This is a genomic window from Streptomyces sp. NPDC017943, from assembly GCF_044328425.1.
Lineage (GTDB): Bacteria > Actinomycetota > Actinomycetes > Streptomycetales > Streptomycetaceae > Streptomyces > Streptomyces djakartensis_A.
Genome location: NZ_JBIRHH010000006.1, coordinates 504,347 through 520,278, shown reverse-complemented (window position 1 = coordinate 520,278; position 15,932 = coordinate 504,347). Strand labels below are relative to the sequence as shown.

General features: G+C 73.0%; 11 protein-coding genes. 1 reads left to right on the top strand and 10 read right to left on the bottom strand.

What is annotated here, in order from left to right:
- Positions 1-139: 139 nt before the first annotated feature.
- From ACH4C6_RS22480 to ACH4C6_RS22460, 5 genes are all read right to left on the bottom strand, one after another.
- Positions 140-4,318: an Rne/Rng family ribonuclease gene (locus ACH4C6_RS22480; RefSeq protein WP_398110368.1), complete on the bottom strand. Its 4,179-nt coding sequence runs from the start codon at positions 4,316-4,318 to the stop codon at positions 140-142.
- Positions 4,319-4,572: 254 nt separating this feature from the next.
- Complete coding sequence (locus ACH4C6_RS22475; RefSeq protein WP_398110367.1) at positions 4,573-5,355, bottom strand: TIGR03936 family radical SAM-associated protein; 783 nt, start codon at positions 5,353-5,355, stop codon at positions 4,573-4,575.
- 48 nt (positions 5,356-5,403) lie between these two features.
- The gene (locus ACH4C6_RS22470) at positions 5,404-6,552 is read right to left on the bottom strand and encodes a hypothetical protein (protein WP_398110366.1); all 1,149 of its coding nucleotides are present in this window, start codon (positions 6,550-6,552) and stop codon (positions 5,404-5,406) included.
- A gap of 41 nt (positions 6,553-6,593) precedes the next feature.
- Entirely contained in the window at positions 6,594-6,824 is a 231-nt protein-coding gene (locus ACH4C6_RS22465) for a helix-turn-helix domain-containing protein (protein WP_398110365.1), read from the bottom strand.
- A complete protein-coding gene (locus tag ACH4C6_RS22460; protein WP_398110364.1) occupies positions 6,824-7,321 on the bottom strand; it encodes a DUF2975 domain-containing protein in 498 nt (165 codons plus the stop codon). Before ACH4C6_RS22460 ends, ACH4C6_RS22465 begins: the two co-directional genes overlap by 1 nt.
- A gap of 138 nt (positions 7,322-7,459) precedes the next feature.
- Here ACH4C6_RS22460 and ACH4C6_RS22455 point away from each other — a divergent pair, with 138 nt between their 5' ends.
- Positions 7,460-8,149: a GAF and ANTAR domain-containing protein gene (locus ACH4C6_RS22455; RefSeq protein WP_398110363.1), complete on the top strand. Its 690-nt coding sequence runs from the start codon at positions 7,460-7,462 to the stop codon at positions 8,147-8,149.
- Between the two features lie 235 nt (positions 8,150-8,384).
- Here ACH4C6_RS22455 and ACH4C6_RS22450 read toward each other — a convergent pair whose 3' ends face one another.
- The 5 genes from ACH4C6_RS22450 to mrdA form a co-directional block, all read right to left on the bottom strand.
- On the bottom strand, positions 8,385-8,672 hold the full coding sequence (locus tag ACH4C6_RS22450; RefSeq protein ID WP_398110362.1) for a hypothetical protein: 288 nt from the start codon (positions 8,670-8,672) through the stop codon (positions 8,385-8,387).
- Between the two features lie 76 nt (positions 8,673-8,748).
- Positions 8,749-10,713, bottom strand: a complete 1,965-nt coding sequence (locus ACH4C6_RS22445) for a TIGR03960 family B12-binding radical SAM protein (RefSeq protein ID WP_398110361.1) — start codon at positions 10,711-10,713, stop codon at positions 8,749-8,751.
- 88 nt (positions 10,714-10,801) lie between these two features.
- Complete coding sequence (locus tag ACH4C6_RS22440) at positions 10,802-12,310, bottom strand: CHAD domain-containing protein (protein WP_398110360.1); 1,509 nt, start codon at positions 12,308-12,310, stop codon at positions 10,802-10,804.
- Between the two features lie 64 nt (positions 12,311-12,374).
- On the bottom strand, positions 12,375-13,577 hold the full coding sequence (rodA, locus tag ACH4C6_RS22435) for a rod shape-determining protein RodA (RefSeq protein WP_398110359.1): 1,203 nt from the start codon (positions 13,575-13,577) through the stop codon (positions 12,375-12,377).
- Positions 13,574-15,820: a penicillin-binding protein 2 gene (mrdA, locus tag ACH4C6_RS22430; protein ID WP_398110358.1), complete on the bottom strand. Its 2,247-nt coding sequence runs from the start codon at positions 15,818-15,820 to the stop codon at positions 13,574-13,576. The genes rodA and mrdA overlap by 4 nt, the downstream gene beginning before the upstream one ends.
- Positions 15,821-15,932 lie beyond the last annotated feature (112 nt).

The window sequence follows — 15,932 nt, the reverse complement described above, 5'->3', positions numbered from 1 at the left end:
CGCCGACGGTCAAGGTTACGGGGCCGCGGCCGAAAGGGTCAAACCGAGCCGGGCCGGCCCCCTGTGCGACCGGTCACGCCGGTCCGGTCCCCCGGGGCGGGCGTGTGCATCACGCCCGCCCCGGGGGAGTCCGGGCCGGTCAGGCCTCGTCGGTGGAGGCCGAGACGGAGGTCCCGGAGGACTGCTCCGCCGCGACGGTCTTCTTCGACGTGGCCTTCTTGGCGGCGGTCTTGGTGGTCTTCGCCGCCTTCTTGGCCGTCGTCTTCTTGGCCGCGGTCTTCTTGGCCGCCGTCTTCTTCGTGGCGGCCTTCTTCGCCGTGGCCTTCTTGGCCGTCTTGCGGGCCGTCTTCTTGGCCGGAGCGGCCTCCTCGGACGCCTCCTCCGCGCCCTCCTCGGCGGCCTGCGGGGCCTCCTCGGACGCGACCGACGGGACGACCACGACGGCCGCCTCCTCGGACGCGGTGGACACGGTGGGCTTGCGCACGGCCCGGCGCCGCGGACGGGCCGGAGCGGCGCTCTCGGCGGGCGCCTCGGCGACCGCCTCGGGCTGCGCGGCCGGCTCGGGCTCCTCCGTGGCCGCGGGGGCCTCCGGAGCGGCGGGCGCGGTCTCGGCGACCGTCACCACGGCGGCCTCGGCGCCCGCCGGCGAACCGGCCGGAGCGGACACCTTGCGCGTGGCGCGGCGACGGCCACGGCCCTTGGGAGCGGCCTCCTCGGCAGCCGGAGCCTGCTCGGACACCGGGGCCTGCTCGGCGACCGGGGCCTCGACCACCGGGTCCTCGACGGCCATCGGCTCGGCCTGCGCCTCGGCGGCGGTCTCGGGCCGCACCGGGCGGGCGGCCTCCTGCTCGGCGGTCACGTCCTGCGCGGTCGGCGCCTGGGTCCGGTCCGAGTCCGGCTCGGCCTTGCCCCTGCCCTTCTCGGGCCTGGACTCCGCCGCACCACCGCGCGGGGCACCGGCCGGGGCCGACGCGCGCCGGCTCGCCCGGCGCCGCGACCTGCCACGACCCGCCGCGGCCTCGGCCTCGGCGGCGCTGCTGTACAGCTCCTCGTCCGGCTCGAAGGCCGGCTCCGGCAGGGCCGCCGGCTCGGCGGTCTCGGCCACGACCTCGGCTTCGGTCTCCGCCTCCTGCTCGGCGGTCTCGACGGCCGCCTCGTGCACGTGCGGCTGGTCGGCGGCACCGGCGCGGGCGCGCTTCTTGCGCTTGCCGCCGCCCCCTGCGGAGGTCGGCTGCTCCATGTGCACGATGACGCCGCGCCCGTTGCAGTGGACGCAGGTCTCGGAGAACGACTCCAGCAGCCCCTGGCCGACCCGCTTGCGGGTCATCTGCACGAGCCCCAGCGAGGTCACCTCGGCCACCTGGTGCTTCGTACGGTCCCGGCCGAGGCACTCCAGCAGGCGCCGCAGCACCAGGTCCCGGTTCTGCTCCAGCACCATGTCGATGAAGTCGATGACGATGATGCCGCCGAGGTCGCGCAGCCGCAGCTGGCGCACGATCTCCTCGGCCGCCTCCAGGTTGTTCCGGGTGACGGTCTCCTCGAGGTTGCCGCCCTGGCCGGTGAACTTGCCGGTGTTGACGTCGACGACGACCATCGCCTCGGTCCGGTCGATCACCAGCGAACCGCCGCTGGGCAGCCACACCTTGCGGTCGAGGGCCTTGGCGAGCTGCTCGTCGATCCGGTAGGTGGCGAAGACGTCCACCTCGGAGGTCCACTTCTGCAGCCGCTCGGCGAGGTCGGGCGCCACGTGCGAGACGTACCCGTGGATCGTCGACCACGCCTCGTCGCCGCTGACGACGACCTTGGAGAAGTCCTCGTTGAAGATGTCGCGGACGACCCGGACGGTCATGTCCGGCTCGCCGTAGAGCAGCGTCGGGGCGTTGCCGCTCTTGGCCTTCTTCTGGATGTCCTCCCACTGCTGCTGCAGCCGCTCGACGTCGCGGCGCAGCTCGTCCTCGCTCGCGCCCTCGGCGGCGGTGCGCACGATGACGCCCGCGTCCTCGGGGACGATCTTCTTGAGGATCGTCTTCAGCCGGGCCCGCTCGGTGTCGGGCAGCTTGCGGCTGATGCCGGTCATCGAGCCCTCGGGCACGTACACGAGGTAGCGGCCCGGCAGGGAGACCTGGCTGGTCAGCCGGGCGCCCTTGTGGCCGATCGGGTCCTTCGTCACCTGGACGAGCACGGACTGGCCGGACTTCAGGGCGGACTCGATGCGGCGCGGCCCGTGGGCCATTCCGAGCGCCTCGAAGTTGACCTCGCCGGCGTACAGCACGGCGTTGCGGCCCTTGCCGATGTCGATGAAGGCGGCCTCCATCGACGGCAGCACGTTCTGCACCTTGCCGAGGTAGACGTTGCCGACGTACGAGGTCGCCTGCTCCTTGTTGACGTAGTGCTCGACGAGCACGTCGTCCTCGAGGACGCCGATCTGCGTGCGGTCGCCGTGCTGGCGGACGACCATCACGCGCTCGACGGCCTCGCGCCGGGCCAGGAACTCGGCCTCGGTGATGATCGGGACGCGGCGGCGGCCCTGCTCGCGGCCTTCGCGGCGGCGCTGCTTCTTGGCCTCCAGACGGGTCGAGCCCTTGATGGACTGCACCTCGTCGGCGGCGTCGGAGCTCTTCTCGCGCTGGGGGCGGGGCTCGCGGACCTTGACGACCGTGCGCTCCGGGTCGTCGTCGGAGGGCTCGGGGTCGGCACCGGAGTCACCGGCGCGGCGACGGCGGCGACGGCGACGGCGGCTGCTGCTGGAACCGCCTCCGGCCGACTCGTCCCGGTCGCCGTCCTCGGAGTCCTCGCGGTCCTCCTCGGTCTGCTCGGCGGTGTCCTCGGCGTCCTGCGCGGCCTGGGCCGCGGCGGCCTGGTCGGAGTCGTCGTCCCCGGTCTCACCGGACTCGCCGTCGAGGTCGGCGGAGTCGCCGCGGCGACGGCGGCGGCCGCCCCGGCGGCGGCGACGGCGCGAGCCGCCGCCCTCGGACTCGTCGTGGTCCTCGCCGTCCGCCTGGTCGTCGGACTGGTCGTCGGCGTCGTCCGTGTCGTCCTCGGCGGCCGGGGCGTCCTGCGCGGCGGGCTCGGCGGTCCGGGTCTCGGCGGCGCGGTCCTCGGTGTCCTCGGCGGAGCCGCGGCGGCGACGGCGGCGACGGGCACCGCCGGACTGCTCCTCGCGGGGCTCCTCCGCCTGCGCGGTCTCCTCGGCTTCCGCGGGCTCCTCGGAATCCGCGGGCCCGGCGGCGGCCGCCGCTGCGGCCCGCTCCGGGGTCTGGAACTGGGGCTCGGCGAACACGGGGGCCTGGAACAGGGCGACGGCGGGCCGGGCCGGACGCGCCGGGGCCTCGCTCTCGTCGTCGGCGGCACCGGCGTCGGACTGCGCGGCGCGCTTGGCGGACCTGGCGGGCCGGGCGGGCTCGGCGAAGCCGCCCGCGGCCCGGCGCACGGCCCGGCGACGGCGGCGCGGACCGGCGTCCTCGGCCGGCTCGGCGGACTCCTCGGCCCGGTCGGCCTCGGCGGCCGGGGCCTCGGTGGTCTTCTCGGCGGCGGCCTCGACCTCGGGGGCGGGCTCGGCGGCCGGGACCCCGGTCACGGCGGGCTGCGCCTCTTCGGCGCTCCCGTCCGCGCCGGCGGGCGCGGACGCGGGTGCGGAGACGCGTCGCGAGGCGCGCCGGCGGGTGCGGCGCGGGGCGGCGTCCTCGGTGTCGGTGGCAGCGAGCTCGGCGTCGCCCGGCGCGGCGGCCGCGGGCTCGGCCTGCACCGCGGCGGGCTCGGCGGCGGCCGGTGCGGCCTGCGCCGTCTCGGCCTGCGCGGTCTCGGCCTGCGCGGCGGTGGGCGAGGTGACCGTGCGCGTGGCGCGGCGCCGGGTGCGGCGGGGAGCGGGCTCCTCGGACACCTCGGCGGTCGCGGGAGCCGCGGCGGGCTCGGGAGCGACGGGGGCGTCCGCGGCGGAGGTCGCGGGAACCACGGTCTCGGCGGCCTCGGCGTCGGCCGGGGAGCCGGCGGGCGCGGAGGCGCGGCGCACCGCGCGCCGCCGCTTGGGGGCGGGGGGTGCGATGTCCTCGGCAGCGGCCTCGGGGGTCTCCTCGAGCTCGGCGGCGGCCGCCTCGACCTCGTCGGACTCCACTCCGTCGGCGGCGAGCTCGTCGGCCTCGGCGGCCGGCACGGCCGGAGCGACGGTCTCCGCCGTCGCGTCGGAGGCGCCACCGGCGGGGGGACCCGCCGGCCGGGAGGCGGCACGCCGCCGCCGGCGGGGCGGCAGGGTGTCGCTGGGGGTGTTGTTGTTCTCGTCAGAGCCGGTCGAGGACTCTGCGGGTTCGGTCGGTTCGAGCATGCGGGCTTTTCTCCCGTCAGGCTCCCGGGCGCCGCGCCTGGCCCGGCGATGCCGGTGACGTCCGCGGCTCGCGCTGTGCGCGTCGCCGCCGTCCGGGGCGCGGGCGCCGCACGGGAGCTCTCCGTGTCCTGTCTCGCCGGTTCCGTACGCCGAATGCGTACGGCCTGGCGAAAGTCTTCTGGTCGGTGCGCTGCCCGACCCAGGTGGCTCCCGAGTCCGAGGGCGGCGCTACGACGTCCGTCCCTACGCGGTGCCTACACCGGCGCCGTCGCGGCGGCAGTCTCCTCGGCCGTTGAGGGGGCCTCGGCTGCCTCGCGGTCGGGCGCGAGCGGGTCGGTCACCGTGCCGGTCTCTTCATCGAGCAGCCCCTGCGCCAGCCTGGTCACCGCTGCGGGGACCGGCGGCGCCAGGTCGGCCACGGCGCGGAGACCGGACAGGACGTCGTCGGGTCGTACGGCAGGCGTCACGTGCCGAACAACCAGCCGCAGTATCGCACAGGGCTGGTCGGTCGGCCTATCAGCCTGCGAACCGTGGGTCTCCGGGAGGTCGCGCACCTCCAGGCGCACGACGGCGGAGCGGGCGTCGAAGGTGCGCACGCCGTTCTTGGCGAGTCGCTGGACCTCGACGGTCTCGGCCCGCTCGAAGGCGTCCGCCGCGCGGCGGGCCTCCTCCGGCGCCACGCCGTCCAGCCGCAGCTCCCACACGGAAGCCGTCAGCCGGTCGGCGAGTCCCGAGGTGCGGGCCTCGACCGCCTCGACGATGTCGAGCCCGGTGGGCATGGCCTCGTCGAGGAGGACCCGGAGCTGCTCCGGGTCGCGCGGCGCGGTGAGCGCGATCTCCAGGTACTCCGCCTCACTGCCCGTGCCGGTGGGTGCGGCATTGGCGTACGACACCTTCGGGTGCGGTGTGAAACCGGCCGAGTACGCCATCGGCACCTCGGCACGGCGCAACGCACGCTCGAAGGCGCGCTGGAAGTCACGGTGGCTGGTGAACCGGAGGCGGCCGCGCTTGGTGTAACGCAGTCGGATGCGCTGCACCGCGGGTGCGGGCGGCGGGCCTTCGGGCTGTCGCTTGCCCAGTGTCGTTCAGTCCTTCGTGAGAGCGGTCGTACTGCTGCCAAGGGTACGCGGCTCGCGCCCGGAAGGTTCCCCGAGGGCGGCGGACCGGGGCCGGCTCGGGCCGCCGAACAGCATCCGCCGCAGATCGGCGCGCGCCTGGCGTGCGGACTCCCGCGCGGCGGCCAGGGCCTGCCGCGCGGCCCGCCCGGCGGCGCGGGCGGCCTCGGCGGCGGGCCGCAGGACGGCGTCCCGTACGGCGTGCCCGACGGGGGTCAGGACCCTGCGGTACACCCACCGCACCGGCTCCACGAAGATCCACCGGAAGACGGTGGCGAGGAACCGGCCGACGGCGAGGGAGACGTGCCCGGCGACACGCCAGGCGTGGCCGAGGGCGTCCCCCACCTCGCGTCCGACGACGGCGAGGACGCGGCCGACCGGGGCGAGGACCCAGCGCCACACGGCGAGGGCGGGCAGGACGAACAGGATGCGCGCGATCCAGTACAGGCCCGTCCCGACACCGCCGACCACGGTGCTCACCAGCCACACCAGGCCCCTGACGCACCGGGCGACCGCACGGCCGACCGGTACGAGCACCCAGGTGTACAGCAGGAGCGCGGGCACCACGACGAGGTACTTCGCGAGCCGGGCCGCCCCCGTCCAGAGGCCGCTGCCGAGGGCGGCGAGGACGGCGCCCAGCCCCCTCACCACCCACATCACGGCTTGACCGACGGGTGCGAGGAGGCCCGAGTACACCCAGCCGAGCGCGGCCCACAGGCCACGGGCGACCCAGGCGGCCGCCCGGCCCAGCGGGGTCAGGAGGTGGCGGTAGAGCCACACGGCCGGGACGACGAGGAGCACGTGCCCCAGCCAGGCCAGGGCCCTGCCCACCGGCACGGCCACGTACCGCCACAGGCCGACGAACGGCCAGACGAACACCGCCCGCGCCAGCCACAGCAGGGTCCGGCCGAGCGGCCGGAGCAGCACGTCGTTCAGGAACCGTCCGGACACGACCAGCGCGTCCCACAGCATGCGCACGGGAACGACCAGCACGAGCACGACGATCCGCACGGGGATCCGCACGGCGACGGCGAGGCAGCCCCCGGGCTCTTCCGGTACGTGCCGGGGCTGCCCGCTTGCGCGCCGGGGCTGCTCCCGGGACGGTTTCTCCAGGTCCATACCGGCGTAGACGCCTGAGGGCCCGGTTCGGATGCAGCGGGTCAGGGCACGGCCGGTTCCGCCGGTACGTCCGCCTCCCAGCGCAGCAGGTCCCCCGGCTGGCACTCGAGCACCTCGCACAGCGCGGCGAGGGTGGAGAAGCGGACCGCCTTGGCCCGGCCGTTCTTGAGCACGGCCAGGTTGGCGGGGGTGATGCCGACCCGCTCCGCCAGCTCGCCCACGGACATCTTCCGCTTGGCCAGCATCACGTCGATGTCGACGACGATCGGCATCAGATGACCTCTTCCAGCTCGGCCCGCAGCCGGCCGGCCTCCAGGTCGCGGGCGACGGCTTGAGCGAGCAGCATCCGCAGCACGAGCACGACGAGCGCGACCCCCAGCACGGCCACACCGACGCCGCCCAGCAGCAGCACCACTCCCGGGGCGACCGCCTCACCCGGGGCGAGGACCACGCCCAGCGCGAAGACCAGGCACGCGGCCGCGACGAACGCGCCGATCACGAGGTGCACGTACCGGAAGGCACCGTGCGAGAACACCGTGCCCCGCCGCACCATCGTCACCAGCCGCCACACGCACACCGCGACGACCTGGGCCGTGAGCACCCCCAGGACAAGGATCACGAGGATCGGTGTGCGCAGATACGCGTACTCCGGCTTCAGCCCGTTCATGTCGACCGCCAGCAGCGGGACCATCACGCCCTGCACGAACAACGACCCGGCGAGCAGCACCACGAGCACCACACGCAGCGCCCCCACGGCCAGCTTTCCCATCGCTCACTCCCTCGATCGACCTACGATGGAAAACTATCGAGAATCGATAGGTTCGGCAAGTGGTCGCCGTTCCCGGGCGTGGAACTCGTGGCACCGTGGCATGAGGAACCCAAGCCGGGGTGTGACGAGGAGGAGACCGTGGACTGGCGCGTGTTCGCTCGGGAGATGGCCGCCATGGCGCGCGACCTGCTCGCCCAGGACTCGGTCGAGACCACCCTCCGGCGCATCACCGGCTCGGCCACCGAACTCGTCGAGGGCTGCGACGCGGCGGGGATCCTCCTCCTGCACGGCACACGCGTGGAGTCACTCGCCCCCACCCACGACCTGGTCGTGCGGAGCGACCGGTTGCAGGAGCGCCTCGCCGAGGGGCCGTGCTTCGACGCGGCCCGCGCCGGCACCGGTGACCGGGTGTTCCGCATCGCCGACGTCACCACCGAGCGGACGCGCTGGCCCGCCTACGCCGCAGGAGCCAGTGAGCTGGGCCTGGGCAGCATGATGGGCTTCCTGCTGTACACCGAGGACGAGGAGTTCGGCGCGCTCAACTTCTACGCGAAGCGGCCCGGGTCCTTCTCCGAGGACAGCGAGACCGCGGGCTGGCTGCTGGCCTCCCACGCGGCTGTCGCCTTCTCCAGCGCCCGCAGCCACGCGCAGATGGAACAGGCGATGGCCACCCGCCACACCATCGGCGAGGCCATGGGCATCCTCATGGGCAGCCACCACCTCAGCGAGGAGCAGGCCTTCGACGTGCTGCGCCGCTACTCGCAGGAGAAGAACGTCAAGCTCCGCGAGGTCGCCCGCCAGGTCTGCGAGAAGGGCGGCCTGGCCTGACGGCTCCCCCGGCACACAGTCTGAACCGGGGGAGCCTTGGCCGGGCCCATCCCCCGGGGGAGCGTCACCGACCCGGCCTGTTCAGCGGGTCCCCCGCGAAACGGCCCTCTCACCTCCCGCCGGCGCGACGCCCGGGAGGTCCGCCCGCACCGGGGCGTGCGGCAGCGGGCAGCACTCCACCCGCACCGGCCCCGGGGGCCGGAGCGGGCACCGGATGCCCGACGCCGAACGCCGGTCAGTTCGCGAGCGAGCCGTCGTGGGCGTGGGACGCGGAGTCGTGCCACGCCTGCACGCCCGCCCGGGACGCCTCCTTGGCCTGATGCCACTTCGCGGCCGCCTGCTGGGACGGCGGCACGTCCATGGTGCGGATCATGCGCCGGCCCGCCGCGAACACCGCGACGGCCCCGAGGGCCATGCCCACGCTCGCCACCACGGCACCGGCCGCGGTGAGCAGGGCACCGGCCCGCACGAGGCGGGTGTCGATGTCGATCGTCCGGGAGGAGAGCTGATGGTGCTGGTTCATGCCAACACCATCCGCCGGGACGCGGTCCTCCGCATCCCGGCAGCCGCTGCCCGCCCCGGTTTCCCGGCCTCGGGCCTCAGTGCGCGTGGCCGCTCGGAGCCGGCGCCGCGTTCTTGACCGTCAGGGGCAGCAGCTTCTTGCCCGTGGGGCCGATCTGGATGTGGGTGTCCATCTGCGGGCACACCCCGCAGTCGAAGCACGGGGTCCAGCGGCAGTCCTCGACCTCCGTCTCGTCGAGGGCGTCCTGCCAGTCCTCCCACAGCCAGTCCTTGTCGAGGCCCGAGTCGAGGTGGTCCCAGGGGAGGACCTCCTCGTAGCCGCGCTCGCGGGTGGTGTACCAGTCGACGTCCACGCCGAACGGCTCCAGCGCCTTGTCCGCGCACGCCATCCAGCGGTCGTAGGAGAAGTGCTCCCGCCAGCCGTCGAAGCGGCCGCCGTCGTCGTACACCGCGCGGATGACCGCGCCGATGCGGCGGTCGCCGCGGGAGAGCAGGCCCTCGACGATGCCGGGCTTGCCGTCGTGGTAGCGGAAGCCGATGGAACGGCCGTACTTCTTGTCGCCGCGGATCTTGTCCCGCAGCTTCTGCAGACGGGCGTCGGTCTCCTCCGCGGACAGCTGCGGGGCCCACTGGAACGGCGTGTGCGGCTTGGGCACGAAACCGCCGATGGAGACCGTGCAGCGGATGTCGTTGGAGCGGGAGACCTCGCGGCCCTTGGCGATGACCTTCGTCGCCATGTCCGCGATCTGGAGGACGTCCTCGTCGGTCTCGGTGGGCAGGCCGCACATGAAGTACAGCTTCACCTGGCGCCAGCCGTTGCCGTAGGCCGTCGCGACCGTGCGGATCAGGTCCTCCTCCGAGACCATCTTGTTGATGACCTTGCGGATGCGCTCCGAGCCGCCCTCGGGGGCGAAGGTCAGGCCCGAACGGCGGCCGTTGCGGGTCAGCTCGTTGGCCAGGTCGATGTTGAACGCGTCCACGCGGGTGGACGGCAGCGACAGGCCGATCTTGTCGTCCTCGTAGCGGTCGGCGAGGCCCTTGGCGACGTCGCCGATCTCGCTGTGGTCCGCCGACGACAGCGACAGCAGGCCGACCTCCTCGAAGCCGGTGGCCTTCAGTCCCTTCTCGACCATGTCGCCGATGCCCGTGATGGAACGCTCACGGACCGGGCGGGTGATCATGCCGGCCTGGCAGAAGCGGCAGCCCCGGGTGCAGCCGCGGAAGATCTCCACGGACATGCGCTCGTGGACCGTCTCGGCCAGCGGCACCAGCGGCTGCTTGGGGTAGGGCCACTCGTCGAGGTCCATGACGGTGTGCTTGGACACCCGCCACGGCACGCCCGACCTGTTGGGCACGACCCGGGCGATACGGCCGTCGGGCAGGTACTCCACGTCGTAGAACGCCGGGATGTACACGCCGCCGGTCCTGGCCAGGCGGAGCAGGACCTCCTCGCGGCCGCCCGGACGGCCCTGCGCCTTCCACTCGCGGATGATGCGCGTCATGTCGAGCACGGCCTGCTCGCCGTCGCCGATGACCGCGGCGTCGATGAAGTCCGCGATGGGCTCCGGGTTGAACGCCGCGTGGCCGCCGGCCAGGACGATCGGGTCGTCGACCGTGCGGTCGCGGGACTCCAGCGGGATCCCCGCCAGGTCCAGGGCCGCCAGCATGTTCGTGTAGCCCAGCTCCGTGGAGAAGGACAGGCCGAACACGTCGAAGGCCTTCACCGGCCGGTGGCTGTCCACCGTGAACTGGGGGACGCGGTGCTCGCGCATCAGCTCCTCCAGGTCCGGCCACACGCTGTACGTGCGCTCGGCGAGGACGCCCTCCTGCTCGTTCAGCACCTCGTAGAGGATCATGACGCCCTGGTTGGGCAGGCCGACCTCGTAGGCGTCCGGGTACATCAACGCCCAGCGGACGTCACAGGCGTCCCAGTCCTTGACCGTGGAGTTGAGTTCTCCGCCGACGTACTGGATCGGCTTCTGCACGTGCGGGAGCAGAGCTTCGAGCTGCGGGAAGACCGACGCAGCGACTTCGGCAGGCATGTCGCGCACCTTCGTGAGCTGGACTGTACTGACAGGGGTGACCATCCAGCCTAACGCGAGCGCGGAGCACCTCCGTACGCCCGCCGGATCACAGGCCCGACGCGGAGCCCTTGATCCGCTCCCACAGGCCCGGCAGTTCGGCCTCGGCGCGCAGGGCGCGCTGCTCCTCGCGCTCGTGGAGCAGGCCGTAGGTGAAGGTGTTCTCGCCGGCGGCGTGGGCGACCGCCGACAGCTCGCGCAGGGTCTGCCGGGCCATCACGCTGTCCTGGTGCTCGCCGAGCAGGTTCTGCAGGGTCTTCATGGACTTGGCCAGCTTCTTGGCCGGCTTGCCCAGGACCGGGCGGGCGGCCTCGGCCGCGTAGCGGGTGCGCTTGGCCTTCTTGCGGGCCTCGTGCAGGGCGACGTCCCGCTCGGTGCCCGGCTCCAGCTCCAGGGCCCGGCCGACCAGCCCGGCGACCTTGCGGAAATCCTTGGTCACCGCCCGGGTGACCGGCTTACCGGGCTTCTTCGCGGCCGCGTCGAGCAGGGGCGGGTCGGCGAGCAGCGCGTCGAGGGTGTCCAGCAGGGTGAGGTAGCGGCGCGAGTCGAGCACCCCGGCGAGGCGGCCCCTGGCGCCGCCGTGCTCGGCCTTCGACCAGGCGAGCATCCGCTCCTTCACCGGGCCGCGGACCAGGGCGGCGGGCACCTCGTCCAGGGTGTCCGTGAGCCGCTCGGTGAGGACCTCGCGGTCCCGGTCCACACCCAGTTCGCCGGCGAGCCACTTCAGCTCGTCGGCGAGGGGGTCCGTGGCGGTCCGGTCGAGGACGGTGCGGAACGTCTTGAAGGTGCTGCGCAGCCGGCGGGTGGCCACGCGCATCTTGTGCACCGAGTCCTCGGTGTCCTGCCGCACGGCCGGGTCGAGCCCGACGATCGCGTCGCGCTGTTCCCGCGCGTAGGCCAGGACGTGGTCGCCGGCGGTCTCGGGCCTGCCGGCGGGGGCGGACGGGCGGCTGCGTGGCGGCGGTGCCGTGTCGGCCAGCGCCCGGGCCAGCTTCGACGCCGACCGCGAGGGCCGTACGCCCGCCTTGCGCAGCCGCTTGTCGACCTTGTCGAGGAAGGCCGGGTCGCCGCCGTCGGCCAGTTCCACCTCGATCTCGGTCCAGCGCACCTCTCCCCCGGCGCCGGTGAGCCGCTCGGCGTGCACCGCGTCCGTGCTGACCTCGGCGAGCAGCTGTCCGGTGGCGTCGAGCAGGTGCCGCACGTCGCGGTCCGAGCGCAGCCGCACCAGCGGCAGCAGCTCCCCGTCGCGGACCCGGGAGCGGACCAGGGCGGCGAGCTCCGCGGGGAGGGTGTCGCTCAGCGGGGCCCGGATCTCGTCGCGTACGCCGGGGCCGACCGGGAGCTTGAGGTGCCAGCCCGCGTCGGAGCCGCCGGTGCGGCGGCGGAGGGTGACGGACGACGCCGCGAGGCGTTCGTCGGCGGTGTCGTAGTAGGTGGCGTCGAGGTGGGTGATCCCCCGGTCGGCGACGGTGGCGACCGCGCCGACACCGGTCAGGTCGGGCAGGCCCCCGTCCGGAGCCTCGTACTTCCGCTCGATCTCGCGCTTGGTGTCCGCCATGGAGCGAATCTAACCGTCCGGGCCGGAACGCGGTACGGGACGCCGCGAGACGCCCCGTACCCGCTCAGGCCGACATCGGCCGCTGCACTCTGATCGACTGCAGCAGTCCTACCGCTATCCACACGGCGAACATCGACGAGCCGCCGTACGACACGAAGGGCAGGGGCAGGCCGGTGACGGGCATGATCCCCAGGGTCATGCCGACGTTCTCGAACGTCTGGAAGGCGAACCAGGCGATGATGCCGGCGGCGACGATCGTGCCGTACAGGTCCGAGGTGTCCCGGGCGATCGCGCAGGCCCGCCACAGGACGATCCCGAGCAGCAGGATGATCAGGCCGCCGCCGAGGAAGCCGAGCTCCTCCCCCGCCACCGTGAAGACGAAGTCGGTCTGCTGCTCGGGCACGAACTGCCCGGTGGTCTGCGAGCCGTGGAAGAGGCCGGAGCCGGTCAGTCCGCCCGAGCCGATGGCGATGCGGGCCTGGTTGGTGTTGTAGCCGACGCCGGCCGGGTCGAGCTCGGGGTTGGCGAAGGCGGCGAAGCGGTTGATCTGGTACTCGTCGAGGATGCCGAGCTGCCAGACGGTGACCGCCCCGAGGGCGCCGGTGCCGATCAGGCCGAACACCCAGCGGTTGGAGGCCCCGGAGGCCAGCAGCACGCCCAGCACGATGATGACCATGACCATGACCGACCCGAGGTCGGGCATGAGCATCACGATCGCCATGGGCACGGCGGCCAGGCCGAGCGCCTGCACGACGGTGCGGTGGTCGGGGTAGGTCTTGTCGCCCGCGTCGACCCGGGCCGCCAGCAGCATCGCCATGCCCAGGATGATCGTGACCTTCACGAACTCCGAGGGCTGCAACGAGAAGCCGCCGGGCAGCTTGATCCAGGAGTGGGCGCCGTTGATCGTCGAGCCGAGCGGGGTGAGCACGAGCAGGATCAGCAGCACCGAGACGCCGTACAGCAGGGGCACGACGGTGCGCAGGCCGCGGTGGCCGAGCCAGATCGTGGCGACCATCAGGGCGAGCCCGATGCCGGTGTTCAGCAGGTGCCGGACGAGGAAGTAGTACGGGTCGCCCTGGTTGAGCTCGGTGCGGTTGCGGGTGGCCGAGTAGACCAGGAGCGTGCCGAGCAGCGACAGGGCCAGCGCCGCGAGCAGGATCGGCCAGTCGATGCGCCGTGCCACCGAGTCGCGGGCGAGCAGCCGCGTCCAGCCGGAGCGCTCGGGCCCGTAGCCGGAGACCTGGAAGCTGTTCACACCGCCGGTCATGTGGGCAACCTCCGGCTTCCCCGCCGGCGCCTGCGCCTGCGGGTGTCGCGGTTCTCGGGCGACGGCGGGGCCGACGTCGCGGGCTGGAGCGGATCGGCCGGGGCGTTCGGGTCCTGCTTCTTCGCCTGCTGGTCCTTGGCCGGGTCCTTGGGCAGCTTCGGCGAGGCGATGGTGCCGTCGACCTTGATCTTGGGCAGGGTCTTCTGCGGCGTGGGCAGCAGGGCCTTCTTGGTGTCGATGTCGCCTTCCGGGGAGACGCCGTAGAGCGCGTTGTAGATGTTGCGCACGGCGGGGCCGGAGGCGCCGGAGCCCGTACCACCCTGGGAGATCGTCATGACGATCGAGTAGTCCTTGGTGTACGTGGCGAACCAGGAGGTCGTCTGCTTGCCGTAGACCTCCGCCGTACCCGTCTTGGCGTGCATCGGGATCTTGTCCTGCGGCCAGCCGCCGAACCTCCAGGCGGCGGTACCGCGGGTGGCGACTCCCGCGAGGGCGTCGTCTATCTCGTCGCGCGTCTTCTGCGTCATCGGGAGCTTGCCGTGGGACCGGGGCTTGATCGGCGTCACGGTCCTGCCGTCGGCGCTGATGACCGCCTTGCCCACGGAGGGGTCGTACATCGTGCCGCCGTTGGAGATGGCCGCGTAGATGGTGGCCATCTGGATCGGTGTGACGAGGGTGTCGCCCTGTCCGATGGAGTAGTTGACGGAGTCACCGGCGCGCAGGCGGTTGCCTTCGAGGCAGTTCTCGTAGGCGATCTTCTCGGCGTAGCTGCCGTTGCGCTTGCCGGTGCGGCACCAGGCGTCCTTGTTGGCCTTCCAGTAGTTCAGCTTCCACTGGCGGTCGGGGACGCGGCCGGTGACCTCGTTGGGGAGGTCGATGCCGGTCTCCTTGCCGAGGCCGAACTGGTGGGCGGTCTTGTAGAACCAGTCGTTGGCCTTCTTCTTCGGCTTGTTGCCGCCGTCGCGCTTCCACTCCTCGTGGGAGAGGGCGTAGAAGACGGTGTCGCAGGACACCTCCAGGGCGCGGCCGAGGCTGATGGGGCCGTGATTCTGGGACTCGAAGTTCTTGAAGACCTGGCCGCCGATGGAGTAGGAGCTGGAGCAGTTGTAGGGGCCGTTGAAGGAGTAGCCGGCGTTGACCGCGGCGGCCGTCGGGATGACCTTGAAGATGGAGCCCGGCGCCGACTGGCCCTGGATGGCGCGGTTCAGCAGCGGGTAGTTGGAGCTCTTGCCGGTGAGGCGGGCGTAGTCCTTGGCGGAGATGCCGCCCACCCAGGCGTTCGGGTCGTAGGTCGGGTTGGAGGCCATGGCGACGACGCGGCCGGTCTTGGCCTCCATGACGACGACGGCGCCGGAGTCGGCCTTGTAGTTCGTGCCCGTGTTGCGGTCGTGCTCCTTGCGGGCCTGCTTCATGGCCTCGTTCAGCTCGTACTCCGCGATCCGCTGGACGCGGGCGTCGATGCTGGTGACGAGGTTGTCGCCCGGGTGCGCGGGGTCGGCTTCCGCCTGGCCGATGACGCGGCCGAGGTTGTCGACCTCGTAGCGTGTGACGCCGGCCTTGCCGCGCAGCTGCTTGTCGTACTGGCGCTCCAGGCCCGAGCGGCCGACCTGGTCCGAGCGCAGGTACGGCGAGTCGGTGTCCTGGGCCTTGGTGATCTCCTCGTCGGTGACCGGGGAGAGGTAGCCGAGGACCTGGGCGGTGTTGGCCTTGCCCGGGGCCGGGTAGCGGCGCACGGCCTGCGGCTCGGCGCTGATGCCGGGGAAGTCCTCGGCGCGCTCGCGGATCTGCAGGGCCTGCTTGGCGGTGGCCTCGTCGGTGATGGGGATGGGCTGGTAGGGCGAGCCGTTCCAGCAGGGCTGGGGCGTCTCGGCGTCGCACAGCCGGACCTTGGCCTGGACCTCCTTGGGCGACATGCCGAGGACCCCCGCGAGCTTGGTGAGGACCTCCTTGCCGTCGTCCTTCATCTTCAGCAGGTCCGTGCGGGACGCGGAGACCACCAGCCGTGTCTCGTTGTCGGCGAGGGCCACGCCCCGGGCGTCCAGGATGGAGCCGCGCACGGCGGGCTGGACGACCTGCTGGACGTGGTTGCCGGAGGCCTCCTTGGCGTAGGCCGCGCCCTCACGGATCTGGAGGTACCACAGGCGTCCGCCGAGGGTGAGCAGGAGGGAGAGGACGAGGACCTGGATGACGACGAGCCGGATCTGGACGCGTGAGTTCCGCCCGGTCTCGGGGATGTTGGTCACTGCGGCTGCCTCCCCCTCTCGGTGTGCGTACGGCGGTGCGCGACCGGCTGTCCGCCGGCGCACGTGTGTGCGGTGTCGAGTGATGAACGCCCGGTCCCTGAACCGGCGTTCC